This window comes from Gemmiger formicilis, assembly GCF_018784445.1.
Classification (GTDB): Bacteria; Bacillota; Clostridia; order Oscillospirales; family Ruminococcaceae; genus Gemmiger.
Window position 1 is genome coordinate 206,509 of the sequence record NZ_WQOH01000004.1, and the last position, 23,624, is coordinate 230,132.

At 60.1% G+C, this 23,624-nt stretch carries 21 protein-coding genes; 20 read left to right on the forward strand and 1 reads right to left on the reverse strand.

Annotated features, from left to right (window positions below; translation table 11 throughout):
- Nucleotide 1: 1 nt before the first annotated feature.
- The 15 genes from GPK89_RS01190 (at nt 2) to recA (ending at nt 16,069) form a co-directional block, all read left to right on the forward strand.
- Complete coding sequence (locus GPK89_RS01190) at nt 2-1,705, forward strand: hypothetical protein (RefSeq protein WP_215690998.1); 1,704 nt, start codon at nt 2-4, stop codon at nt 1,703-1,705.
- Nucleotides 1,702-2,919: an NAD(P)/FAD-dependent oxidoreductase gene (locus tag GPK89_RS01195; RefSeq protein WP_215691001.1), complete on the forward strand. Its 1,218-nt coding sequence runs from the start codon at nt 1,702-1,704 to the stop codon at nt 2,917-2,919. The genes GPK89_RS01190 and GPK89_RS01195 overlap by 4 nt, the downstream gene beginning before the upstream one ends.
- Nucleotides 2,920-3,171: 252 nt before the next feature.
- The gene (cmk, locus tag GPK89_RS01200) at nt 3,172-3,834 is read left to right on the forward strand and encodes a (d)CMP kinase (RefSeq protein WP_215691013.1); all 663 of its coding nucleotides are present in this window, start codon (nt 3,172-3,174) and stop codon (nt 3,832-3,834) included.
- Between the two features lie 11 nt (nt 3,835-3,845).
- Complete coding sequence (locus GPK89_RS01205) at nt 3,846-4,559, forward strand: lysophospholipid acyltransferase family protein (protein ID WP_215691016.1); 714 nt, start codon at nt 3,846-3,848, stop codon at nt 4,557-4,559.
- 1 nt (nt 4,560) lies between these two features.
- Nucleotides 4,561-6,480 carry a bifunctional 4-hydroxy-3-methylbut-2-enyl diphosphate reductase/30S ribosomal protein S1 gene (locus GPK89_RS01210; RefSeq protein WP_215691023.1) on the forward strand — a complete coding sequence of 640 codons (1,920 nt, stop codon included), beginning with the start codon at nt 4,561-4,563 and terminating at the stop codon, nt 6,478-6,480.
- Nucleotides 6,481-6,613: 133 nt separating this feature from the next.
- Nucleotides 6,614-7,063, forward strand: coding sequence for a GtrA family protein (locus GPK89_RS01215; protein ID WP_215691026.1), 450 nt, complete (start codon nt 6,614-6,616; stop codon nt 7,061-7,063).
- Nucleotides 7,064-7,194: 131 nt separating this feature from the next.
- Nucleotides 7,195-7,353 carry a hypothetical protein gene (locus GPK89_RS01220; protein ID WP_215691029.1) on the forward strand — a complete coding sequence of 53 codons (159 nt, stop codon included), beginning with the start codon at nt 7,195-7,197 and terminating at the stop codon, nt 7,351-7,353.
- Nucleotides 7,350-8,024, forward strand: coding sequence for a deoxyribose-phosphate aldolase (deoC, locus tag GPK89_RS01225; protein WP_215691032.1), 675 nt, complete (start codon nt 7,350-7,352; stop codon nt 8,022-8,024). The genes GPK89_RS01220 and deoC overlap by 4 nt, the downstream gene beginning before the upstream one ends.
- Nucleotides 8,025-8,444: 420 nt before the next feature.
- Complete coding sequence (locus GPK89_RS01230) at nt 8,445-9,224, forward strand: ZIP family metal transporter (RefSeq protein WP_215691033.1); 780 nt, start codon at nt 8,445-8,447, stop codon at nt 9,222-9,224.
- 49 nt (nt 9,225-9,273) lie between these two features.
- A complete protein-coding gene (locus GPK89_RS01235) occupies nt 9,274-10,575 on the forward strand; it encodes a hypothetical protein (protein WP_215691035.1) in 1,302 nt (433 codons plus the stop codon).
- Nucleotides 10,576-10,597: 22 nt separating this feature from the next.
- Complete coding sequence (locus tag GPK89_RS01240) at nt 10,598-11,305, forward strand: response regulator transcription factor (protein WP_215691037.1); 708 nt, start codon at nt 10,598-10,600, stop codon at nt 11,303-11,305.
- Between the two features lie 58 nt (nt 11,306-11,363).
- Nucleotides 11,364-12,812 carry a sensor histidine kinase gene (locus GPK89_RS01245; protein WP_215691039.1) on the forward strand — a complete coding sequence of 483 codons (1,449 nt, stop codon included), beginning with the start codon at nt 11,364-11,366 and terminating at the stop codon, nt 12,810-12,812.
- Nucleotides 12,813-13,021: 209 nt separating this feature from the next.
- On the forward strand, nt 13,022-13,948 hold the full coding sequence (locus GPK89_RS01250; RefSeq protein ID WP_215691047.1) for a DUF1385 domain-containing protein: 927 nt from the start codon (nt 13,022-13,024) through the stop codon (nt 13,946-13,948).
- Nucleotides 13,945-14,763: a peptide chain release factor N(5)-glutamine methyltransferase gene (gene prmC, locus GPK89_RS01255; RefSeq protein WP_215691051.1), complete on the forward strand. Its 819-nt coding sequence runs from the start codon at nt 13,945-13,947 to the stop codon at nt 14,761-14,763. The genes GPK89_RS01250 and prmC overlap by 4 nt, the downstream gene beginning before the upstream one ends.
- A 133-nt stretch (nt 14,764-14,896) precedes the next feature.
- Nucleotides 14,897-16,069, forward strand: coding sequence for a recombinase RecA (gene recA, locus GPK89_RS01260; RefSeq protein ID WP_215691053.1), 1,173 nt, complete (start codon nt 14,897-14,899; stop codon nt 16,067-16,069).
- Between the two features lie 274 nt (nt 16,070-16,343).
- Here recA and GPK89_RS01265 read toward each other — a convergent pair whose 3' ends face one another.
- Nucleotides 16,344-16,841, reverse strand: a complete 498-nt coding sequence (locus GPK89_RS01265) for a macro domain-containing protein (protein ID WP_215691064.1) — start codon at nt 16,839-16,841, stop codon at nt 16,344-16,346.
- Between the two features lie 539 nt (nt 16,842-17,380).
- On the opposite strand from GPK89_RS01265, the gene GPK89_RS01270 reads away from it, so the two are divergent.
- The 5 genes from GPK89_RS01270 (at nt 17,381) to cysS (ending at nt 23,553) form a co-directional block, all read left to right on the forward strand.
- Nucleotides 17,381-17,998, forward strand: a complete 618-nt coding sequence (locus tag GPK89_RS01270) for a regulatory protein RecX (RefSeq protein WP_215691067.1) — start codon at nt 17,381-17,383, stop codon at nt 17,996-17,998.
- A 227-nt stretch (nt 17,999-18,225) separates the two neighbouring features.
- Nucleotides 18,226-19,566, forward strand: a complete 1,341-nt coding sequence (gene rimO / locus GPK89_RS01275) for a 30S ribosomal protein S12 methylthiotransferase RimO (RefSeq protein ID WP_215691070.1) — start codon at nt 18,226-18,228, stop codon at nt 19,564-19,566.
- 3 nt (nt 19,567-19,569) lie between these two features.
- Entirely contained in the window at nt 19,570-20,145 is a 576-nt protein-coding gene (pgsA, locus tag GPK89_RS01280; protein WP_215691074.1) for a CDP-diacylglycerol--glycerol-3-phosphate 3-phosphatidyltransferase, read from the forward strand.
- Nucleotides 20,145-22,082, forward strand: a complete 1,938-nt coding sequence (locus GPK89_RS01285) for a hypothetical protein (protein WP_215691077.1) — start codon at nt 20,145-20,147, stop codon at nt 22,080-22,082. Before pgsA ends, GPK89_RS01285 begins: the two co-directional genes overlap by 1 nt.
- A gap of 73 nt (nt 22,083-22,155) precedes the next feature.
- Nucleotides 22,156-23,553 (forward strand): cysteine--tRNA ligase, encoded by a 1,398-nt coding sequence (gene cysS, locus GPK89_RS01290; protein ID WP_215691080.1) that lies wholly within the window; start codon nt 22,156-22,158, stop codon nt 23,551-23,553.
- Nucleotides 23,554-23,624 lie beyond the last annotated feature (71 nt).

Sequence of the window (23,624 nt, forward strand, 5' to 3'; positions counted from 1 at the left end):
CATGAAGAATTTACACAAAAAGCAACTTCGCCTGTCCCGCCGGGGCTTCTGGCTGGTCTGCGCCCTGCTGGCCTGCCTGCGCCTGGCGCTGACGAGCTTTCAGCAGGCGTACACCTGGGTGGGCGGCGCCCCGCTGGACGATGAACTGATGTTCCACGCGGCGCAGAATATCACGGCGGGGGAGTGGCTGGGCGCGTATGACTACCTGACGCTGTCCAAGGCCATGTTCTTCCCGGTGTGGCTGGCCCTGCTGCACGCACTGCACCTGCCGTATCTGGTCGCGGGCGCGGCGCTCTGGTGCGGCGCGGCGCTGCTGGCAGCGTTTGCATTTTCGCCGCTGTGGCGAAAAAAACGGCCCGAGCAGGGCCGTGTGCTGACGCTGGCGCTGTTTGCGGCGCTGGCGTTTCTGCCGTCGTCCTGGGCGGCTTACACGCTGCGCGTTTACCGCGACAACATCTTCCCGGCACTCTGCCTGTACTTTTTTGCGGGCATGGCCGGGATGGCACTGCGGGCCGTCTTTGAAAAAGACAAGCCGCTCTGGCCCTGGCTGGCAGCGGCGGGCGCGGGCCTGACCTGCGGCTACCTCGACCGCGAGGATGCCGGGCTGTTCCTGTTGCCCTTTGCCGCGGCGGCCACCGTCATTGTGGCGTTGGTGCTGGTGGGCAAGCGCCGCTGGAAAGCCTTTGCCGCGCAGGTCATCCCCTACGCCATGCTCGGCGTCGGTGTGCTGACCTTCTGCACCCTCAACTACACCCACTACGGCGTGTTTGCCCTGTCGGATTTCTCCGAGGGCTCGTTTGCCGCCGCCATGGGCGCGATGATGCGCGTTGACACGGACAGCGACAAACCGTACCTGTCTGTGCCCGCTGACGCACGCGAAAAAATCTACGAAGCTGTGCCGGAACTGAAACCCGTCGCCTACTGGTTGGAAGAGGACGCCCAGATGGAGAACGACTTCCGCGACCCAGGCCTTGACGACTACCGCGCGGGCAGCTTCTATTGGGCCATCCGCCGCGCCGCCCAGTATGAGGGCATCTACGCAGACGCCCAGACCGCAGCCAACTATTGGCAGACCGTGGCGGACAAGATCAACGCCGCCTGCGACGCGGGCACCCTGCCCAGCCGCACCGGCAAACGGGTCGCCACCAGCCAACCCATCACGGCGGCCTATGTGCCCGCCACGCTGGCCGAGACCTGGAACGGCTTCCGGCACGTGCTGGGCTTCCGCGACTGTGCGCCCTACGAGGCGCTGCGGTCGATTGGAACCGACGACGACATTGCGGCATGGTCCGGCTACCTGCACTGCGGCTTCAACGCTGCCGCCAACGCGGGGGAGGACACGCCCTATTACAGCCCCTACCAGCGTGCGATTTTCGCCGTTATGCAGGGGTGGGCTTGGGTGTACGGCGTGGTGCTGACGGTCTGCGTGTTCTGCGCGGTGGTGTTCCAGCTTATGAAGCTTTTATCGTGTCTGCGCAAAAAATGCACGGCGGAGACCGTTGTGCCCTGGCTGCTGCTGTTCGGCATCTTCGGTATTGCGCTGCTGCGCTGCGCCATGATCGCCTTTGTCGAGGTGTCCAGCTTCGGCATCGGCACCAGCACCATGTACCTGGCTCCGGTACACCCGCTGCTGGTTCTCTACGTATTTGCCGGGCTGTTTTTGTATGGACGGCCTATATCTGTTAAAAGAAAGGACAACGCATGACGGACTTATTGGTCATCGGCGGCGGTGCGGCGGGCCTGATGGCAGCCGGGGCGGCCTGCGCCCGGGGCCTGACCGTGACCGTACTGGAGCACAACCCCAAAGGCCCCGGTCAAAAGCTGCTCATCACAGGGAAAGGACGCTGCAACGTCACAAGTGACAGCGATGTGCGGGAGTTTTTACCCTATGTGCGCCACAACGGGCGGTTCCTGTACTCGAGCCTCTACGCCTTTCCGCCGTCAGCGGCGATGGAACTGTTTGAATCCCTCGGCGTGCCGCTGAAAACCGAGAGAGGGCGGCGGGTGTTCCCCCAGAGCGACCGCGCCGCCGACGTGCTGGCCGCCCTGCGGGACTATGCCCGGGACGCTGAATTTGTGCGCGGCAGCGCGAAAAAGCTGCTGATCGAGGACGGGGTCTGCAAGGGTGCCGTCACCGACCGGGGCGAGACACTGCGGGCCGAGAACACGCTGATCGCCACCGGCGGCATCAGCTACCCGGCCACCGGCAGCGACGGCAGCGGCTACAAACTGGCGCGTCAGGCGGGGCACAGCATTGTGCCGCCCCAGCCCAGCCTGTGCAGCCTGGTCAGCCCCGACCCGGCCTGCCGCCGCATGATGGGCCTGGCCCTGCGCAACGTCACGCTGACACTGCTCTGCGACGGCAAGCCGCTGTTTACCGAGCAGGGCGAGGCACTGTTCACCCACTTCGGCCTGTCCGGGCCGCTGGTGCTCTCGGCCAGCACTTACATCGAGGACATCACGAAGCACCGCTATATCTGTGAGTTTGACCTAAAGCCTGCGCTGGACGAGAAAACGCTCTATGACCGCCTGACCCGCGACTTTGCCGAGCAGGGCAGCCACAGCGCGCAGGGCGCACTGGCCAAGCTGCTGCCCAATTCCATGCGCCCGGTTGCTGTGGAAAAGTGGGGCGTTGACCCCGCCACCAAAGCCGCACAGATCACGCGGGAGCAGAAGCAGGCCCTTGTGGACCTGTGCAAGCACTGGCAGGTGCCGGTGTCGGCGCTGGGCGACAAGGAGCACGCCGTTATCACGGCGGGCGGCGTGGATGTGCGCGAGGTCGATCCCAAGACGATGGCAAGCAAGCTCTGCGAGGGGCTGTACTTTGCCGGTGAGGTCCTTGATGTGGACGCCCGCACCGGCGGGTATAACCTGCAAATCGCATGGTCAACCGCGCAGGCGGCGGTGCGGGCGCTGTAACCCCAAGCCTTCCCCCGTTGGGGGGAAGGTGGCTCCGCAGGGCCGGATGAGGGGCGGCCTTACGGCGGCAGCCCGTTGATGGGCAAACCGCCCGGTAGGGGCCGGGTATGCCCGGCCCGCAACTTTACGGCGGCAACATGTTTATGGGTTGTGCCGGAAAACGCTCCCCTCATCAGCCGCCTGCGGGCGGCAGCTTCTCCCCTCAGGGGAGAAGCCAAAGTGATACTTATTATTTAAAAAGGGTGATATATCATGGTTTCTATCGCAATCGATGGCCCGTCCGGGGCCGGTAAATCCAGCCTGGCCAAGGCACTGGCCAAGGATCTGGGTTATGTCTACGTCGACACCGGCGCTATGTACCGCTCCATCGGGCTGTACGCCGTGCGCGCGGGCGTGGATCCCCACGACGCCGACGCCGTAGCCGCACTGCTGCCGAAGATCCGGCTGGATATCCGCCTGTTGGACGGCGCACAGCACATCTACCTGAACGGTGAGGACGTCAGCGACGCCATCCGTGCCGAGAACATCGGCATGGCCGCCTCCGCCGTGGCTGCGCACCCCGCCGTGCGTACCTTCCTGCTGGACACCCAGCGCGGGCTGGCCGCCAGCCAGAACATCCTGATGGATGGCCGCGATATCGGTACGGTGGTTCTGCCGAATGCCACCGTCAAGATTTTTTTGACCGCCAGCGCCGAGGCCCGCGCCCAGCGCCGCGCCAAGGAATTGGCCGAGAAGGGCCAGCCCGCCGACTTCGCCACGGTGCTGGCAGATATCCAGCAGCGCGACTATCAGGACAGCCACCGCGCCGTCGCCCCGCTGAAACAGGCCGCGGACGCCATCCTGGTGGACACCAGTGACATCGGTTTGCAGGAGAGCTTTGACCTGCTGAAGCACACCATTCTTGCGCATATCTGAGGGGGCTGCTTATGCTTTTATACTGGATTCTGCTGCCCATTGTCTGGGTGCTGGCGCACATCATCTGGCGGTTTGAGGTCATCGGCCGCGAGAATCTGAAAGCCGTCCGCGATGGCCGCGCTTACGTCATTGCGCCGAACCATATCGCCAATCTTGACCCTGTTTTCGTCGCTATAACGGTGTTTGACTGGAAACGGCTGCGCATTTTGGCAAAGGAAGAACTCTTTAAAAATCCGCTGGCCGGGTGGTTCCTGCGCTGCATGGGCGCGGTCGCCATTGAGCGCGGCAAGGGCGACACAACCATCGTGGAAAAGCTGACGAATGAGTGCAAAAATGGTACGGGCATCATGGTCTTTCCCGAGGGCACCCGCACCAAAACCGGCAAGCTGGGCATGATCAAAAGCGGCGCGTTCGTCATTGCCGCCGCGGCCGGGGCCGATATGCTGCCGGTGCGCATCATCTACGGCACCAAGGACGGTAAAATGCACCTGTTCTGTAAAATCCGCATCGTGTTCGGTGAGGCTATCCCTGCCGAGGATCTGCAAATTAAAGACCAGAGCCACAAAATGGCCGAGCTGCGCCGCATGAAGAACCGCCTGCGCGACGAATTGGAGCAGCTGCTGGCGGACAACGCGTTCACCCCGCAGATTGCCGAGAACCCCGCTCCCGCCGTAGATGTGCCCGAAACGACCGATAAGCCGCAGCTGCCAAAAGGAGACGCATAATATGCAAATCATCCGTGCAAAAACAGCCGGGTTCTGCTTCGGCGTGGACCGCGCTGTCAAGCTGACCTATGATTTATTGGCGCAGGGACGCAAAGTTGCGACCCTTGGCCCGCTGATCCACAACGCCCAGGTCGTAGCCGACCTGGAAGAAAAAGGCGCTGTGACCTGCCCCGATATCGACGCCGTACCCGATGGGTACGAGGTCATCATCCGCAGTCATGGCGTGCCCAGAACTGTCTATGATAAAATAAGCACACGCAGCCTGGCGTATCATGATGCTACCTGCCCATTTGTAGCAAAAATCCATAAAATTGCTATGGAAGCAGACAAAATCGGTGCGCTTTTGCTAGTCGCTGGCGACGCTGATCACCCGGAAGTACAGGGGATTGTAGGCCATACAACAGGCCCGGTGCGGGTTTTTGCCGATTTGGAGCAACTGCAAAAATTGCTCCCTGAACTTTTGCAACAAGAATCCATCTACGTGGTCGCACAAACGACGTTTCGCGTGGAAAGTTGGGAAAATTGCAAAGGTTTTTTAAAAAAAGAGTGTACAAAAGCCAAAATTTTTGATACAATATGTAATGCAACGTGGGCGAGGCAACAGGAAGCGGAAGACCTCAGCCAAAAATGCGACCGCATGGTCGTCATTGGTGGTCATCATTCTTCCAATACCCAAAAGCTGTTACAGGTCGCCGCGCGGCATACCAAAGCCATCAACGTCGAGACTGCTGATGAACTCGACCCAAGCTGGCTTGCCGGTGCTGCGGTGGTGGGCGTGACGGCCGGGGCTTCAACGCCTTCGTCTATAATTGAGGAGGTACTTAACAGTATGAGTGAAATCCGTGACGACATGAGCTTTGAGGAGATGCTCGCCGCATCCGAAGCAAAGCCCCTGTACGCAGGCAAGATTGTAAAAGCCAAGGTCATCAGCGTTTCTCCGACGGAATGCACCGTCGGCATCGATGGTTCCAAGCACACCGGCATTGTGCCCCTGCGCGAGATGAGCCATGATCCCAACGCCAAGATGGAAGACCTTGTTAAAGAGGGCGACGATCTGGATCTGGTGGTCGTTAAGACCAACGACCAGGAGGGTGTTGACACCCTGTCCCGCGTCCGTTTTGAGGCCCAGAAGGGCATGAAGGACGTCTCCGAGGCTGCCGAGAACGGCACCGTCATGGAAGGCGATGTCATGGAAGCCAACAAGGGCGGCGTTGTTGTCAACGTCAAGGGCGTTCGCGTCTTTGTTCCCCGCTCTCAGGCCACCATGCGCCGCGACGAGGACTACACCAAGCTGGTTGGCCAGCACGTCCAGCTGGTCATCACCGAGTGCGCCGGCCGCAAGATCGTCGGCTCCATCAACAAGGTCACTGCCGAGGCCAACAAGGCCAAGCGCGAGGAGTTCTGGGCCAATGTTGAGGTCGGCAAGCAGTACAAGGGCGTTGTCAAGAGCCTGACCTCTTACGGCGCTTTCGTTGACGTGGGCGGTGTCGATGGCCTGTGCCACATCAGCGAGCTGAGCTGGAACAACATCAAGCATCCCTCTGAGGTCGTCAAGGTCGGCGACGAGATCGAAGTCTACGTCAAGAGCTACGATCCCGAGAACCAGAAGGTCTCCCTGGGCTACAAGAAGGAAGAGGACAACCCCTGGGTCAAGCTGGAGAACGAAGTCCCCGTTGGCACTGAGTTCACCGCTCCCGTTGTCTCCATCACCAAGTTTGGCGCTTTCGTCCGCATCATGCCGGGCATTGACGGTCTCGTTCACATCAGCGAGATCAGCAACGAGCGCGTGAACAAGGTTTCCGATGTGCTGAAGGTTGGCGACGAGGTTCGCGTTAAGCTGACCGCAGTTGACTTTGACCGCAAGCGCATCAGCCTGTCCATGAAGGCCTGCCTCGACGAGAACGGCGAGGACGCTGAATAAGTCTGAGCAACCGCAAGGGGCCTGCCTGTTGTAACAGGCAGGCCCCTTTTGTATAAGAACGTTGTAGGGGGACGGCGTCCTCGACGCCCCGCGGGCGGGCGATACCCGCCCCTACAAATAAAACGGGTACATCATGCAAAAACTCAAAGGCTTCATCAAAAAATACTACGAGGGCTTGGCCTACCTATTCTTCGGCGGGGTGGCAACGCTCTTGAACCTGGTCGTGTTCGCGGCCTTCCAGGCGGCGTTCGGCACGGATTTTGCGGCGGGTATCGGTAATGTCATCGACAACATCATCTGCATCCTCTTTGCTTACTGGACAAACCACACCTTTGTGTTCAAGAGCGAGAACAAAGGCAAGGCGGCCCTGGCAGAGTTCGGGCAGTTTGTGTCCTGCCGCATCGCAACGATGGTCATGGACCAGCTCATTATCTGGGTGGGCGTCAGCCTGGTCGGCCCGCACGTCGCCTTCGCCGCTGCCAACGGCAAGCTGTGGGCGATGGGCGTCAAGCTATTCAGCCAAGTCATCGTCATTTTGTCCAACTATGTTTTCAGCAAATTGTTTATCTTTAAAAAGAAGTGACTTGAACCGGGAAGGAGACAGCCATGCTTATTTTTAAGGTAGCCAAATTCGCACTGAGGCATCCGCTGCTGACCCATGGAGCAAAGCAGCTGGTGCACAAAAAATTACGTCCCAAAAAGGAGGCATCCCCTATGAAACAGAAAGTTCGCGGTCATGCATTCCGCCTGGTGGGGCTGATCCTGGGCATCATCGGTGCCACGGTCAGCATCACCTCCATCGTATTTGCGGCGCTGGGCCTGCATCAGGCGCGCCTGTGCAAGCGCTGTGAGAAAGGGGAAAATTTCCGATGAAATACACGAAAGAAGAAATGCTGAGCAAGGTCGACCATACCCTGCTCAAGCCCGAGGCTACCTGGCCCCAGATCCAGACCCTGTGTGACGAGGCCATCGCCAACCACTGCGCTTCTGTCTGCATCAATACCTGCTATGTCAAGCAGGCCGCCCAGTACATGGCGGGCCGTGTGCCGGTCTGCTGCGTCGTCGGCTTCCCCCTCGGCGCTATGGACACCGCCAGCAAGGCCTTTGAGGCCAAAACTGCCGTTGAGAACGGCGCGTCCGAGGTCGATATGGTCATCAACATCGGCTGGCTGAAAAACAAGCAGTACGACGATGTGCGCAACGACATTGCCGCCGTCAAGGCCGCCGTGGGCGACAAGGTGCTGAAGGTCATCATCGAGACCTGCCTGCTGACCGAGGAAGAGAAGATCAAGATGTGCGACATCGTCCCCGAGGCCGGTGCTGACTTCATCAAGACGTCCACCGGTTTTTCCACCGGCGGCGCGACCTTCCACGACATTGAGCTGTTCGCCAAGCACGTTGCGGGCCGCTGCAAGATCAAGGCTGCGGGCGGCATCTCCACCGTTGAGGACATCGAGAAGTTCCTCGACCTCGGCGCGGACCGCCTGGGCACTTCCCGTGCCGTCAAGCTGCTCACCTCCGGCGAGGCCGGCAGCGGGTACTAAGGGCGGAACACGAAATAAAATAAGAAGGCGTTGCTGTCAGATAGATAGCAGCGCCTTTTTATGTTGTGTGCATCCGTAGGGGCCGGGTATGCCCGGCCCGCAGTTTCCCATAAATACCCGCTTATCCTTACAAACTGGAATTTCACTTACTTAGATAATGGCAATGTCAATTTTCCTGATAATAAAAAATACAGCAGAAGTAAACCAACTATAATTAGAATACCGCCAACCACTTTAATGCCAATTCGATTAACCTTGTTATTTTTTAACGGATACATGAGTTTTCTCCTTTCAAATTCCGATTTGATATGCTAAATCAAGTATATCATACTCTCCCGCCAAAGAACACCCCTGTCCTCTTGTCATATGCTGCCCTGCGCACCGTATACATTTACAAATCTAAAGATTGGGGGCGTACCTATGCAAACTTCACCGATTGTACTTACCACGATTGCCGGGCTGTCCACGGGATTGGGCGGGGCGCTGGCGGTGCTCTGCACACCGACAGAACGGCTGCTGGCGGCCAGCGCAGGCTTTGCGGGCGGGGTCATGCTCACGGCGTCACTGACCGATCTGCTGCCCGAAGCGCTGGATTTTTACGCCGCTTACCTGCCGCCGCTGGGCAGCGGCGGGGCGGCGGTGTCGCTGCTGGCACTGGGAATGCTGACCGCTGCGCTGCTGGGACGACTTTTGCCCGAGGAATCCGAGCTGGCCGACCGCTTTGGTCAGGGCCGCGACCCGGCCCGCGCGGCGGCCATGCGCACGGCCCTCATCACCGGCGCGGCACTGCTGCTGCACAACTTCCCCGAGGGCGTACTCACATTCTTCGCCGGGACGGCAGACCCGGCGCTGGGTCTGCGCACTGCGGCGGCCATTGCACTGCACAACATCCCGGAGGGCCTTGCCGTGGCGGTGCCCTTTGCCTACGCGACCCGCAGCCGCGCAGCCGGTGTGCTGGCGGCGCTTGTCTCCGGGCTGGCGGAACCCTTGGGGGCGGTGCTGGCCTGGCTGTTCCTGCGCCGGTTTTTTACACCCGGCTTTTTGACGGGGACGGTCGTGCTGGCGGCGGGTATTATGGTATGGGTGGCCCTGGCCCAGCTGCTGCCCCAGGCCCTAGCAGCCAAACATCGCGCTGCGGGCATTTTTGGTGCGGCGGCAGGCACCCTGCTGATGCTGTTAGGCATTGCGGCGCTGCCGTAAATGTGGTATACTATATTCGTATATTTATGTGAGAAAGGAGCAGACCGCCATGATGAAAAAAATCGCCGCGCTGCTCCTTGTGCCGCTTTTACTGGCGGGGTGCAGCGCGGAGGGGAACGTGGAGACCCTGCTGCGCGCGCCGCAGCTTTCCGGTGAGAGCGCGGCCCTGCAAAAGGCGCTGAACAGCTATCTGGGCGGCAGCGCCACCCTGAAATACCCCGCCAACGGTGACTTCCTCTCGCCTTTCGCCTTCGGCGACTGGGACGGCGACGGCACCGACGAGGCAGCCATCCTCTACACCACCGACACGACCAGCTCCAACGTCTGGCTGGCTGTGCTGGAGCCCAGCGGCGACAGCGGCTGGCGCGTCAGCCACGCCATCGAGGGCCTGACCAGCGAGGTGCAGAGCTTTTCTGCCGCGCACCTGCGCGACACCACCAGCCAGCAGCTGTTGGCCGGGTACATCTCGCCCCAGGGGGATCAATATCTGGTGGTCTACCAATATGACGGTGCTACGCTGTCTACGGTCATAAGCAAGAGCTATACCGACATGATCGTCGCCGACTTCACCGGCAAGGGCGACACGCAGGACCTTGTGCTGGCCCTGCCGCCGGACAGCGAACTGGGAGGCGTGACGCTGCAATTACTGACCGCCAACGATGGCGAGTTCCGCTCGACCCAAACGCTGAACCTAGGCGAGGGCGTGTACAGCAGCTGCGCAGCCCTGCACGCGGGCACCGGCAGCGACGACGGTATGTACCTGGTCATGGACGCCTGGACCGGGGCCAGCGGCCTGGTGTCGGACATTATTTTGTACGACGCCGAGACCGGCTTTTTGCAGCCCTACCGCCCCAGTGGTTTGAGCGACATCCAGCGCAGCACCCTGCGCTACCACAGCGAATTGTTGAGCTGCGACATTGATAACAACGGCACCGTGGACATCCCGGTGGAGATCGACGACGGCGGTACGCTGCAAACGCCGATGGACAAGCGCCTGAGTTTTGCGCTCTGGAAGGATTACACCTCGGCGGCCGGCGGCAACAGCCGGTTTGGCGTGTACGACAGCGAGTACAACTTTTTCATGCAGCTGCCGGAGTCAATGCACGGCAGTGTGCTGATACGCTCGAACCAGAGCGGCACGGGCTGGCTGCTCTGCAACGCCGAGGGCACGACGGTCTACTGCGAAATGCGGGTCGTGGACCCGGCCGACAACGCGGCCACCGGCGTGGGGAACTACCTGCGCATTGCCAACATCGGCAGCCAGCAGCTGCAGGCGCGGGTGGTCACACCCTATTACGGATTGAGTTTGGACACCATCAGCCAGAACACCGTGCTGTTGGGTTCCAATTAAAATAAGGAAGGGAACCTGTTGTATGAAACGAGTTTTACTGGTCGAGGACGAAGCCAGCATCCGCGAAATGGTAGCCCTGAACCTGAAAATGGCGGGCTGGGAAGTGGTGGAAGCCCCCAGCGCCGAGCGTGCGCTGGAGCTGATGCACGGCGGTGAGCGCTGCGATGCGGCGCTGCTGGACATTATGCTGCCGGGCATGGACGGCCTGAGCCTGTGCGAAACCATCCGCCGCGACGACAGCGATATCGGCATCATCATTGTGTCGGCCAAAGGGCAGGAGAGCGACAAGATCCGCGGCCTGTCCATCGGCGCGGACGATTACATAACCAAGCCATTTTCCGTGTCGGAGCTGATTGCCCGCCTGGAGGCGCTGACCCGGCGCATCTACCGCGGCAGCAGCGGCAGTGTGCCCAAACCTGCCGAGGAGCCGGAGCAACTGGTCAGCGGGCCGTTCGTGCTGGACGAAAAGAGCCGCATTCTGTACAAGTCCGGCACGCCCATCGACCTGACCCAAGTGGAGTTCCAGATCATGGAGCTGTTCTTCCGCAACCCGGCTACGGCGTTGGTACGTGAAAAAATCCTGGAGGGCGTCTGGGGCAAGAACTATTTTGGCGACGTAAAAATTGTCGATGTGAACATCCGCCGCCTGCGCATGAAAATCGAGGACGAGCCCAGCAGCCCCCAGCACATCATGACCGTGTGGGGGTACGGGTACCGGTGGAACGCGTAATAAGGGTTTGACGGCTGCTCAGCCCCCAAAAAATCCCCCCAGAAAGGAGGTCCCCCTCATGCAGTCTAGCAGTATCATCCGCCGCTGGATACGCGGCAGCCTGCTCATCACCGTGCTGGTGCTGGCGATTGCCGAGGGGTTGTTCCTGTATTACAGCTACAATGACCTCTACGGCGGGGTGGAACGTGCGATGGAAAGCCGTTTTTCCACCGTCGTGGGCCGCTTGCAGGCCACTGGCACGGCGGGGAATACTGCGACCACTGCCGAAAGCCGCGGCCAGGCCTTGCGCCGCGTGGTTGAGCAGTTCGACGAGAAGGACAAGTTCGAGTTCATGCTGCTGGACGGCCAGGGCGTCATTCTGGCGACCAGCAGCGGCACCATGAGCCGCGACTTGACCGACGGCACCGACTATGGCCGGGCGCTTACCTCGGCCAACGGCATGGGGGCGGCCATCTTCACAACGCCCAACGGCGAGCGCGTCATGGCCGTGACGATGCTCGTGCCCTACGCGGCGGGCAGCATCGCCGCCATGCGGATGGTGACAAGCCTCTCGCTGGTGGACGCGCGGTGGTGGCGCACCATTGCCATCTGCATTGGCCTGGGCGTGCTGGTGCTGACCTTTACCGTCTGGAGCGGCCTGTTTTTTGTGCGCTCCATCGTGCGCCCCCTGGGTGAGGTGGAAGCCACCGCAACGAAAATTGCCAAGGGTGACATGAAAGTCCGCCTTCCGGATACACGATACAATGATGAAATTGGCCGCTTGTGCAAGACCATCAACCAAATGGCCGAGGACCTGGCCGAGACCGAGCGGCTGAAGAACGAGTTTATCTCGTCGGTCAGCCATGAGTTGCGCACCCCGCTGACTTCCATTAAAGGCTGGGTCGAGACGATTGAAAATATCGACGACCCAACGAATGAAAATTACCGCCGCGGCCTGTCGGTCATCGGCACCGAGACCGACCGTCTCTACACGATGGTGGAGGAGCTGCTCGACTTCTCCCGCCTGCAAAACGGCATCAAAATGAACTGTCAGGTGCTGGATTTTGTGGCCGAGGCCACCGACGCAGCGCTTTTTGTCGAGGCACGCATCCGCCAGGAGGGGATGCAGCTCGTCTATTCCGAGCCGGAGGAACCCTACCCGGTCTGGGCCGACCCCGCACGCCTGCGGCAGGTGTTTGTGAATCTCTTCGATAATGCGATAAAATATTCCGAACCGAGCGGTACGATTTTTCTGGAATTGAGCCGCACCCCGGTCACGGTCACGGCGTCCATCCGCGACCAGGGCCGGGGCATCGCGGCAGATGACCTCGAGAAGGTCAAGCAGAAATTCTTCAAGGCAAAGAACTCGGTGCGCGGCTCGGGCATCGGTCTGGCCGTCGTCGATGAGATCGTCCAGACGTTGGGCGGCCGATTCGATATCGACTCGACCCTGGGCCAGGGCACGACCGTCACCGTCACCCTGCCCATCTATCACCCCGGGCAGGAACATCTGCATGAAAAGATTTAAGGCTTCCCCCGAGGGGGAAGCTGTCCGCGAAGCGGACTGATGAGGGACGACCTTGCCGCAGCACCCTTTACCGGGCAATGACGGCACACCCGGCCCTGCGGGGCCACCTTCAGCCTCTGCGCTAAGAGCCACCTTCGGCGGTTGCGCTCCGACACGCGCCTGCGGGCGCAGTCCCAAGGGAGAAGGCAAAGAAACAAAGGAGAGCGCTTATGTCCAAAGAATTTCGCACCTCCGTCGGCGGGCAAGCCCTGATGGAGGGCATCATGATGCGCGGACCGGAGAAAATCTGCTGCGCCGTGCGCAAGCCGGACGGCAGCATTGATCTGACCTACGACACCGTCACGACCCACTGGTACAATAAAGTCCCGCTGGTGCGCGGCGTCTGCAACATGGCCGAAAACCTCTATAAGGGTTACAAATACCTGATGCACGCTGCCGACGTCGCCATGGAGGGGGAGACCGAACCCGCCGAGTCCAAGCTGGACAAATGGTTCGAGGAACACGCCACCCCCGCCGTGCAGAACGCCATGATGACCTGCGCGGCTTTCGTCGGCGTGGCGCTGGCGCTGTTCCTGTTCACCTTCCTGCCCACGTTTTTGACTGGCCTCGTCATGCGGGCCGCGCCGCTGGGCCGCTGGCCGCGCGTCATCCTGGAAGGCGTACTGAAAATGGTCATCTTCCTTGGGTATATGTTCCTCTGCACCCGCTTCAAGGAGCTGCACCGCGTCTTTGAGTACCACGGTGCCGAGCATAAGACCATCGCCTGTTACGAGGCCGGGCTGCCCCTGACGGTGGAAAACATCCGCAAACAGAGCCGCTTCCACCCCCGCTGCGGCACCAGCTTTATGATTCTCGTCATCATTATCAGTATCTTTTTGTATGCGGTGCTGCCTTGGACCAGCACGGCCCTGCGCGTGGTGTACAAGCTGTGCATGTTCCCACTTTTGGTCGGTATTTCGTATGAAATTCTGAAATGGGCGGGCCGCTCGGACAGCCTGCTGTCCAAGATCGTCTCACAGCCCGGGCTGTGGATGCAGCGACTGACGACCTTTGAACCTGACGACTCAATGATCGAGGTCGCTATCGCCGCCGTCACGCCGGTTCTGCCCGAGAATCAGGAGGAAGCCCGCTGGTGAACGCTGCATTTCAGGCTCTTTGCGCTCGGCTGTCCGCCGCCGGTGTGCCCGGCGCCCGGTTTGACGCGGCGGAACTTTACCGTTTTGTGACCCGGCGTGACCCGCGCCTGGACGACGGCCTTACCGAAGCCGAGGCCGCCCGCTTGGCCGCGCTGGCCGACCGCCGCGCTGCGCGGGAGCCGCTGCAATATATTTTAGGCGAGTGGGATTTTATGGACTTTTCGCTCAAAGTCGGCCCCGGCGTGCTCTGCCCCCGGGCTGACAGCGAGGTCGTCTGCGAGACGGCCATCGAGCTGCTGCAAGGCGTGCCGTCGCCGCGGGTCTACGACCTCTGCGCGGGCACGGGCTGCCTGGGGCTGGGCATTGCCCGCCATGTCCCCGGCGCGGACGTGACCTGCGTGGAAAAAAGCCCCGACGCCTGGCCCTATTTGACCGCCAACACGGCGGACAGCGGCGTGCGTACTATGCAGGCCGACGTCTTTACCTATTATAAGTTGCTGTCCGAAGAGTACGCTGATCTCATCATCTCTAACCCACCCTACCTGACCGGGCCGGAAATGGGGGCGTTGATGCCCGAGACGGCCCACGAACCCGCCATGGCGCTGGATGGCGGCGCGGACGGCCTAGATTTTTACCGCCTGCTGACGACCCGCTACAAGGCCGCACTGCGCCCGGGCGGCTGGCTGGTCATGGAGATTGGCTATGCCCAGGCCGCCGATGTGCTGGCCCTGGGCGAGACCCACGGCTGGGCCAACGGCAGCTGCCGCAAGGACTACGGCGGCAACGACCGGGTTGTTTTGCTGCAAAAAAATTGAAAAAACCGCCTGAAAATCCGGTCTATGGGACACAAAACGCACAACAAAATGTTGTAATCTGTTCGTAAATCGTATATAATAGAGGCAAACGCAAATCATAACCTTACTTTGCATATAAAAGGAGAAACGCAACATGGCAGCTAAAAAAGATACCACCCCCAAGACGGCAGGCCCTGCCGCCGATAAAAAGGCCGCGCTGGAAACCGCGCTGGCGCAGATCGAAAAGCAGTTCGGTAAGGGTGCCGTCATGAAGCTGGGCGCCAACGTCACGATGCAGGTCGACGCCATCCCCACCGGCAGCCTGGGCCTCGACCTGGCGCTGGGCATCGGCGGCGTGCCCCGCGGCCGTATCGTTGAGGTCTACGGCCCCGAATCTTCCGGTAAAACCACGCTGGCACTGCAAATTCTGGCCGAGGCCCAGAAGATGGGCGGCGAGGTCGCTTTCATCGATGTTGAGCACGCCCTCGACCCCACCTACGCCGCCGCCCTGGGTGTCGATATCGACAGCCTGCTGGTCAGCCAGCCGGACACCGGTGAACAGGCCATGGAAATTTGCGAGGCCCTTGTGCGCTCCGGCGCGATTGACGCAGTCGTTGTCGACTCCGTTGCCGCCATGGTGCCCCGCGCCGAAATTGAGGGCGAGATGGGCGACAGCCATGTCGGCCTGCAGGCCCGCCTGATGAGCCAGGCCCTGCGCAAGCTGACCGGCGTTATCGGAAAGACGAACACCGTCTGCATCTTCATCAACCAGCTGCGCGAAAAAGTCGGCATCGTCTATGGCAACCCCGAAGTCACCACCGGCGGCCGTGCACTGAAATACTATTCCAGCGTGCGTATCGACGTGCGCCGTATCGAGGGTCTGAAGGACTCCACCGGCGCATTCATCGGCAACCGCACCCGCGCTAAAATCGTCAAAAATAAGGTCGCACCCCCGTTCCGTGAGGCCGAGTTTGACATCATGTTCGGCGAAGGTATCTCCAAGATCGGCGAAATCCTTGACCTCGGCGTCAAGCTGGGTGTCGTGCAGAAGAGCGGCGCGTGGTTCAATTACGGAGAAATGCGCCTGGGCCAGGGCCGCGACAACGCAAAGCAGTTCCTGAAGGATCACCCCGAAGTCTCCGACGAGATCGAAAAGATCGTCCGCGCCAACGCCGACCGTCTGCTGGCCGCCGGCAAGAAGGGCACCGTCAAACCGCTGGATCCCAGCGAGATCGTCAAGCCGGTCGCCGCCGGTGAAGCCCCCGCCGCCCCCGCTGCCAAAACCACCGGCAGCGAGGTAGACCTCGATATTATGGTCGATGAATAATCGTTGATTTTTGGAACTTTTTCGACGCCACGAATAAACAACGAATGTTCGCCAAAAACGGCAATTCTTATGCTGCGCGGTGCTCCTCTTTTCTCCGATATTCTAGGTCTTATTTTGGTCGTAGGTCGTAAAAATGGCGTAAAATACGGCAGAATAAGGCACTAAAAGGGCCTAACTTTTGGCGCTATGCCTCAATAAAATGAACCCCTGGAACGCTGAAGCCCAGGGGTTCAATTATTGAATCACGTATTTGTTCCGTCTGCGTTCCAAAGTTTTATCCGAGTTCTTTGGTGAATGCCTGGTATTCGCGCTCGCCGTAGCAGTAGACACGGATGTCGGTCAGGCTCTTGGCTGGGAAGGTGCGCAGGGTGTCTGCTGCAATCTTCACGGCCTCATTCAGCGGATAGCCGTAGATACCTGTGCTGATGGAGCAGAACCCGATGCTGTGCAGGCCGAGCGTTTCTGCCTGTTCCAGGCAGCTGCGGTAGGCGCCGCGCAGAAGCTCGGCATCGTGGGGCGTACCTGCGTAAATGGGGCCTACCGTATGGATAACGTATTTTGCCTTGAGCTTGAAACCGGGGGTGACGACGGCCTTGCCTGTGGGGCAGCTGCCGATGCGGTCACAAGCACGCTGCATATCATCCCAGCCTGCCTCGGTGAAAATCGCACCGCACACACCGCTGCCGCCAGCCAGCTGCGCGTTGGCTGCGTTCACGATGGCGTCGGTATCGGCGTAGACTACGCTGCCGCGCAGGACGCTGATTTTTGCCATTTGGGTTACCTCGCTTTCTTTTTGGGCTTGGCTGCCGTAGTGCGGCCTCCTTTTGCTTTACTGTAACACGTTGGCGTGTAAAAGTCAATCTTCTACACAGTGACGTTAGTTTCCAGCTTTGCATTGCGTTGATGCACATCCGTTACGTGTTGCTGAATGCCTCTTATCAGTCTTCCTCGGATTCAGTGCGTTTCTTTAGGAACAAGGCGGACTTGCAAAGCAGCAAAAACTATGGTATATTCAATGTGTCTAGGTCTGAATAGGTCTTGTGATATTTTAAACGAAGCGTCGAATAAAAAAATCATGACCTGAATTTGAAAGCCAAGGCGTCCGCATTCTTGCATCGGGGTGAACGTTTGCCAGTGGTCGGATAGATTTTGCTGGAATCGATAGGAACAGCTGTCCGGTCATGCAGGGCCACTTTTATCTGGATTTGACTGAATGCGTTTTCAGCAGCAAAGTCACAAAGTGTACAGAAATCGTAAGGAGTTAAAATGAAATATTGCAATGTCAAAAGAATCGCGGTAGATGAATAACCCATGCCGCGATTAACGCAAATCAAAGAGACAAAAAAAGGCAGACTTGCGCTGTTTTTTGACGGTGAATTTGCATTCTCGCTGGATGAAAACACCTTTGCCGATGCCGGGCTGCATCAGGATGATGACCTGGAAGAGTGGCAAATTGAGGAACTGCGCAAGAAAAGCGAGACCCGCCGCGCACTGGACAAGGCCATGGATTACCTGGCCCTGCGCGACCATGCGGCGGGGGAGCTATACCAAAAGCTCTGCCGTAAGTTCGACGCCCACAGCGCCGCCTACGCCGTGGCGCGGGCGGGGGAGCTGGGCTTGTTGAACGATGCCGGGTTTGCCCGCCGCCGTGCAGCGGAGCTGCTGCGCAAGCGAAAATCCCGCCGTGAAATTTTAAACGATTTGTCGGCAAAAGGTATCGACCGCGACACCGCCGCCGAGGTGGTGGAGGAGTTGTTTGCCGAGGGCGAAGACGGCGAAAACCCGGAACTCGCCACTGCCCGGGCATTGGTGGAGCGACAGTACACCGCCAAGCTGGCTGCGGGCAAGCGCGATCAGGTCGCCGCCGCTCTGGCCAGGCGCGGGTTCAGCCACGCGGTCATACGTGAGGTCTTATCCGACGACGAGTAAACCGCACCGCACTGTAGGGGCCGGGCATGCCCGGCCCTCGGCCTGTCGATTGCATCCCCTTACCGGTTCGCAATGTAGGGAGGGGTCTTGACCCCTCCGCGGCGGCCAGAGGGCTGGCCGCCCTACAATTTCCGGCAAGCATCTGCCGCCCCGCAGGCCGTCGCTGCCGCCGCACCCTGCAACCAATGCGATATTCAAAAATTAAACCAATTATAAAGGACTACCCAATGAAAATTGCCATTATCTCTCTCGGCTGCCCGAAAAACCAGGTGGACGCCGACGTTTTCTGCCATGCCCTCATCAAGGACGGCCACACCACCGTGGGCGACCCGGCCGAGGCGGACATCATCATCATCAACACTTGCGGATTTATCGAGTCCGCCAAGACCGAGGCCATCGAGAATATCCTGATGGCCTGCCAGTACAAGCAGCAGAACCCGGCCCTCAAGGTCATCGTCACCGGCTGCCTGGCCGAGCGCTACAAGCAACAGATCATCCAGGAGATCCCCGAGGTGGACGCGGTCGTCGGCATCGGCTCTAACGCCGCGCTGCCCGCCATTGTGCGCCGCCTGTGTGCCGACGGCGCAGGCCAGACCGAGAGCTACGGCCCCAAGAGCGATATGCCGCTGGGCGGTGCCCGCGTCATCTCGACCCCGCGCCACTATGCGTACTTAAAAATTGCCGAGGGCTGCAACAACGGCTGCTACTACTGCGCCATCCCGCTGATCCGCGGTGCGCTGCGCAGCCGCGAGATCAACGACTGTGTGGCCGAGGCCCGCTGGCTGGCTGGCGAGGGCGTGCGGGAGCTGATTCTGGTTGCCCAGGACCCCACTGCTTATGGCGAGGACTGGGGCAAACCCGGTGCCATCTGTGAGTTGCTGGACCGCTTGCAGGAAATCGACGGCATCCGCTGGATTCGCGTGCTGTACGCCTATCCTGAACGTATCAGCGATGAATTTATTGCGGCCCTCGTCCGCAACACCAAGGTCGTGCCCTATCTTGACCTGCCCATCCAGCACTGCGACGACGCCGTGCTGAAAGCGATGAACCGCCGTGGCGGCCGCAAGGAGATCGAGGATGCCATCGCCCGGCTGCGGGCTGCCATCCCCGGTATCACGCTGCGCACCACGCTGATCGCGGGCTTCCCCGGCGAGACCGAGGAGCAGTACGCCGAGTTGTGCGACTTCGTCAAGACCGTCAAATTTGACCGCCTGGGCTGCTTTGCCTACTCGGCCGAGGAAAACACCGTGGCCGCGAAGATGCCCAACCAGCTCGACGAGGAAACCAAGCAGCGCCGCGCCGACCACATCATGGAATTGCAGGCCGAAGTCAGCGCCGAGCGCGAGGGCGAGAAGGTCGGCAACACCTACGAGTGCATCTGCGACGGCATCGACGAGGAGACCGGGATGTACCTGTTGCGCACTAAGGCTGACTGCCCTGAAATTGACGGCAATGTGCTGACTCCTGCCGACACCCCGCTGGAGACCGGCGCGTTCTACAACGTGACCATCACCGATTCCGACACCTACGACCTGTACGGTTATGTGGAAGAAAAGCTGGAGGATTAAACGATGAATCTGCCTAATAAATTGACGATGATGCGTGTGGTTCTGGTGCCTGTGTTCATGATATTTGCGGCACTGTCCCACTATGGCACGGCGGATTTCAACGCCGCATTCATGCTGACAGCGGGCATTATCTTTGCCGTGGCCAGCTTCACGGATTTTCTGGACGGCTACCTGGCCCGCAAGAATAACCTTGTCACCGATTTCGGCAAGTTTATGGACCCCCTGGCCGACAAGTGCCTGACCACTGCCGCTTTTATTTATATGGTCACGGATGGCGTCTGTTCGCCCATCGTGCTGGCGGTCATCCTGTTCCGTGAGTTTGCGGTCGCCGGCGTGCGTATGCTGGCCGCCGAGACCGGCACTGTCATTGCCGCCAATATGTGGGGCAAGGTCAAGACCGTTCTGCAGATGCTGACCATCATCTTCTACTACTTCTGCGGTGCGCTGGCCGGGCCGACGGATGTGGGTGTTGTCAGCTTTGTGACCATCGTGCTCTGCTGGCTGTGCGGCGCGGCCACCGTGCTTTCGGGCGGTATTTACCTGTGGCAGAACCGCAAGCTGTTCATGCAGGCAAAATAATGGCAAAACTCCGAACGAAACTTTATACGTTGTATCGCAGGATGACCCGCCTGGAGCGGGCCGTCCTGGTTTTGTTGTGTGTGTTTGCAGTTAAGTTTGTGTGCAGCACCGCGGCGCATTTTGTCCCGGGGCTGCAAGCCGTGGATATGCTGGGCAGCGGCCGCAATCCGGTGGATATCTGGCTGCTGCTGCTCTCCTGCGCGGCGTTGCTGGGCGTGTTCTGCCTCTACCGCCGTGCGGCGAGGACCGTCGGCGCAAAGCTGACAAAGGCAGATGCCGTCATTCTCGGTATCTGCATTGCGGCCAGCGCGGCGTTCTACCTGCACGCCATGGTGGGCCGTCAAAGCCTCTACCTGTGGGACAACGCCACCTACTACAATTTGCAGGTGCGGCTGGAATCCAACTTCGCCGACGGCGTGTTCACCGGCGTAGGTTCCACCATTTATAAAACCTGGTTCAACGACTACGCGCCGCTGGTCATCAACCTGCTGGCCGAGCCGTTTTTCATGTTCACGCCCCGCACGGCCAACACCTTCGCGCTACTCTGTGCGCTGCTGATCCCGACGCTGGTCTATTACAGTGCGTGGATTTTCCTGACGGTGTTTCGTCAAAAAATGCAGCCGAAAGCGCCGCGGCTCTTCACAGCGCTGTCCATGGCGTTTGTGCTGCTGCTGCCGCTTTTACACATTGCGCTCTACCGTGGTATGCCGGATCTGCTGGGTGTGGCGTTCGCCTTCATGCTGTTTGCGCTGGGCGTCGGATATGATTTCAGCGGCCCGGCCCCCGCACGGCTCGTCAGCCTGGCGGCCTTCACCGGGCTGCTGATGCTGACCCGCCGCAGCTATATGTTTACCGTTGTGGCGTTCTATTTGCTCTACGGTGTCTGGGTGCTGGCCCGGGCCGCCCGCGCCAAACAGGGCAGTGCGGCCCTGCGTTTTGTGAAATTTGCTGCGGCATCGCTGGTTTGCGTCGGCGTGCCGCTGCTGCCCATGTTCTGGCGCATCGTCCGCGCAGATTACAGCGACCGTTACGCCACCTACCAGACCGGCGGCTTTTTGGCCGAGCTGAACAACCAGCGCGTCTATCTGGGCTGGCTCGTGTTCGCAATTATGCTTGTTGGCATACTATACGGATTGTATAAATCTTGGACTCGCAGCCTGTCGGTGCTCTCCGCTGTCGGCGCGGTGCTGACCGTGCTGCTTGTGACCCGGGTGCAGAATATGGACGACCATCAATCCCTGGCCGTCGCACCGTTCTACCTGCTGGGCTGCTTCCTCTGTGCGCTGCTCATCGCCAACCTGCCCTGGGCGTGGCCCCGCCGCGCCGTAGCTGCGGTGCTGGGCGTGCTGTGTGCCCTCAACTTCGGCGCGTGCAGCCAGCTTTTGCCGGTCATTCTGCCAAACGCTGTCAACAGCGGACTGTATTTCTATGTGGACAGCCCTCGCGCCGACCTGGCCCAGGTGGCTGAGGTCAACGCCTGGCTGCGGGAAAACTGCACCGGCGAGAACTCCGCCTACATGATTTGTCACGGCGTTGTGTACAGCCCCGATGTGTTCCGCGTGTCGGCGCTGCCGGATGAGACAATCCGCGAAATCTTGCCCTACGGTGTCTGTAACCCCGGCAACGACGCCTTTCCGAAGGAACTGTTCACGGCGCAGGTCGTGCTGACCTGCACGCCGTTTGACCCCAACAACCACACCGAGAAGATGGACGCCGCTTTCCTGGAAAACCAGGAAAAGTACGCGCCGTTTGAGATTGCAGCGGAGTTTGACATGGGCAACGGCTACACCATCACGGCCTACCGCCGCATCAAGGCCCCGACTGTGGCCGAGCTGGACACCTACCGCAGCTATCTGGCCGAGGAGGACGCGCGGTTCCCTTACAATTTCAGCGCCGTGTGGGACGAGCTGGCCGCCCAATTCGCAAATAACGGCTGAATCCCCCTTGCAACCGCGCCGCGTGTTGGCTATAATAAAGGTATCCCTATATAGAGGAAGGAACGTGCAAGCTATGCAGATCTTCAACACCATGACCCGCCAGAAAGAGGAGTTCACCCCCCAGAAGGAGGGCGAATACCGTATCTATGTCTGCGGCCCGACGGTTTATAATTATATCCACATCGGCAACGCGCGCCCGATGATCGTGTTCGACACCCTGCGCCGCTACCTGGAATACTGCGGCAACAAGGTCTACTACGTCTCCAACATCACCGACATTGATGACAAACTCATCAAGAAAGGCCAGGAGGAGGGGACCTCGATGCAGGAGGTTGCCCGCAAGTTTGAGGCCGAGTACATCAAGGACTCTGACGGTCTGAACGTCAAGACCCCCACCGTGCGCCCCCGCGCCACCGAGCATATCGGCGAGATCATCCACATCGTCAAGGATCTGGTCGAGAGCGGCCACGCCTATGTGGCCCGCAACGGCGACGTCTATTTCCGCGTCAAGTCTGACCCCGGCTACGGCAAGCTGAGCCATCTGAACCTCGACGACCTCGAGAGCGGCAACCGTGAACTGCGCAGCCGCATGGACGACGATCTGAAAGAGGATTCCGCCGATTTCGCGGTCTGGAAGGCTGCCAAGCCCGGCGAGCCCTACTGGGAAAGCCCCTGGGGGCACGGCCGTCCCGGCTGGCACATCGAGTGCAGCGCCATGGCCCGCAAGCACTTGGGCAAGACCATCGACCTCCACGCCGGCGGCCAGGATTTGATCTTCCCCCATCATGAGAACGAGATCGCCCAGAGCGAGTGCGCCAACGGCTGCACCTTCAGCCGCTACTGGATGCACAACGGTTTCCTGAACATCAACAACGAGAAGATGTCCAAGAGCGCGAACAACTTCTTCACGGTGCGCGAGATCGCCGACAAGTACGGCTATGAGCCGATCCGCTACTTTATGCTGACGGCGGGCTATCGTATGCCGCTGAACTACACGGTCGAGTTGATCGAGAGTTGCAAGAACAGCCTTGAGCGTATGTACACCTGCCGTGATAACCTCGATTTCGCCATTGAGCATGCCCACGGCACCGACACTGCGCTGGTGGAGAAGTGCGCAGAAGCGCGCAAAAAGTTCAAGGCTGCCATGGACGACGACCTGAACACCCCCGATGCCCTGGCCGCTATTTTCGACCTGGTCAAGGACATCAACACGCTGTCCGATGTCTCCGACAAGGCAACGCTGGAAGAAGCCGCCAAGACGATGGACGAGCTGACCGGCGTGCTGGGCCTGCTGTACAACCGCAAAAAGACCGACAGCATCCCCGCCGAGGTCACGGCGCTGGTCGAGGAGCGCGCCGCCGCCAAGAAGGCCAAGGACTGGGGCCGTGCGGACGCCATCCGTGCCCAGCTGACCGAGATGGGCTGGAGTGTCACCGACACTGCCCAGGGCCCGAAAATCGCAAAACTGTAAGCAAAAACAGATGCAGGGGCGGCCTGCGCATCTGCGCCGCAGGGCGCGGGTGCGCGGGCTGGCCCCTGCTT

What these genes read in the sequence shown, in the direction of transcription:
- GPK89_RS01265 (WP_215691064.1), bottom strand. Translation starts at nt 16,841, where the DNA reads ATGGCAAAAATCAGCGTCCTGCGCGGCAGCGTAGTCTACGCCGATACC.
- GPK89_RS01195 (WP_215691001.1), top strand. Translation starts at nt 1,702, where the DNA reads ATGACGGACTTATTGGTCATCGGCGGCGGTGCGGCGGGCCTGATGGCA.
- deoC (WP_215691032.1), top strand. Translation starts at nt 7,350, where the DNA reads ATGAAATACACGAAAGAAGAAATGCTGAGCAAGGTCGACCATACCCTG.
- GPK89_RS01230 (WP_215691033.1), top strand. Translation starts at nt 8,445, where the DNA reads ATGCAAACTTCACCGATTGTACTTACCACGATTGCCGGGCTGTCCACG.
- GPK89_RS01215 (WP_215691026.1), top strand. Translation starts at nt 6,614, where the DNA reads ATGCAAAAACTCAAAGGCTTCATCAAAAAATACTACGAGGGCTTGGCC.
- GPK89_RS01270 (WP_215691067.1), top strand. Translation starts at nt 17,381, where the DNA reads ATGCCGCGATTAACGCAAATCAAAGAGACAAAAAAAGGCAGACTTGCG.
- GPK89_RS01250 (WP_215691047.1), top strand. Translation starts at nt 13,022, where the DNA reads ATGTCCAAAGAATTTCGCACCTCCGTCGGCGGGCAAGCCCTGATGGAG.
- GPK89_RS01205 (WP_215691016.1), top strand. Translation starts at nt 3,846, where the DNA reads ATGCTTTTATACTGGATTCTGCTGCCCATTGTCTGGGTGCTGGCGCAC.
- GPK89_RS01190 (WP_215690998.1), top strand. Translation starts at nt 2, where the DNA reads ATGAAGAATTTACACAAAAAGCAACTTCGCCTGTCCCGCCGGGGCTTC.
- GPK89_RS01235 (WP_215691035.1), top strand. Translation starts at nt 9,274, where the DNA reads ATGATGAAAAAAATCGCCGCGCTGCTCCTTGTGCCGCTTTTACTGGCG.
- GPK89_RS01285 (WP_215691077.1), top strand. Translation starts at nt 20,145, where the DNA reads ATGGCAAAACTCCGAACGAAACTTTATACGTTGTATCGCAGGATGACC.
- cmk (WP_215691013.1), top strand. Translation starts at nt 3,172, where the DNA reads ATGGTTTCTATCGCAATCGATGGCCCGTCCGGGGCCGGTAAATCCAGC.
- GPK89_RS01245 (WP_215691039.1), top strand. Translation starts at nt 11,364, where the DNA reads ATGCAGTCTAGCAGTATCATCCGCCGCTGGATACGCGGCAGCCTGCTC.
- rimO (WP_215691070.1), top strand. Translation starts at nt 18,226, where the DNA reads ATGAAAATTGCCATTATCTCTCTCGGCTGCCCGAAAAACCAGGTGGAC.
- GPK89_RS01240 (WP_215691037.1), top strand. Translation starts at nt 10,598, where the DNA reads ATGAAACGAGTTTTACTGGTCGAGGACGAAGCCAGCATCCGCGAAATG.
- pgsA (WP_215691074.1), top strand. Translation starts at nt 19,570, where the DNA reads ATGAATCTGCCTAATAAATTGACGATGATGCGTGTGGTTCTGGTGCCT.
- GPK89_RS01220 (WP_215691029.1), top strand. Translation starts at nt 7,195, where the DNA reads ATGAAACAGAAAGTTCGCGGTCATGCATTCCGCCTGGTGGGGCTGATC.
- GPK89_RS01210 (WP_215691023.1), top strand. Translation starts at nt 4,561, where the DNA reads ATGCAAATCATCCGTGCAAAAACAGCCGGGTTCTGCTTCGGCGTGGAC.
- cysS (WP_215691080.1), top strand. Translation starts at nt 22,156, where the DNA reads ATGCAGATCTTCAACACCATGACCCGCCAGAAAGAGGAGTTCACCCCC.
- recA (WP_215691053.1), top strand. Translation starts at nt 14,897, where the DNA reads ATGGCAGCTAAAAAAGATACCACCCCCAAGACGGCAGGCCCTGCCGCC.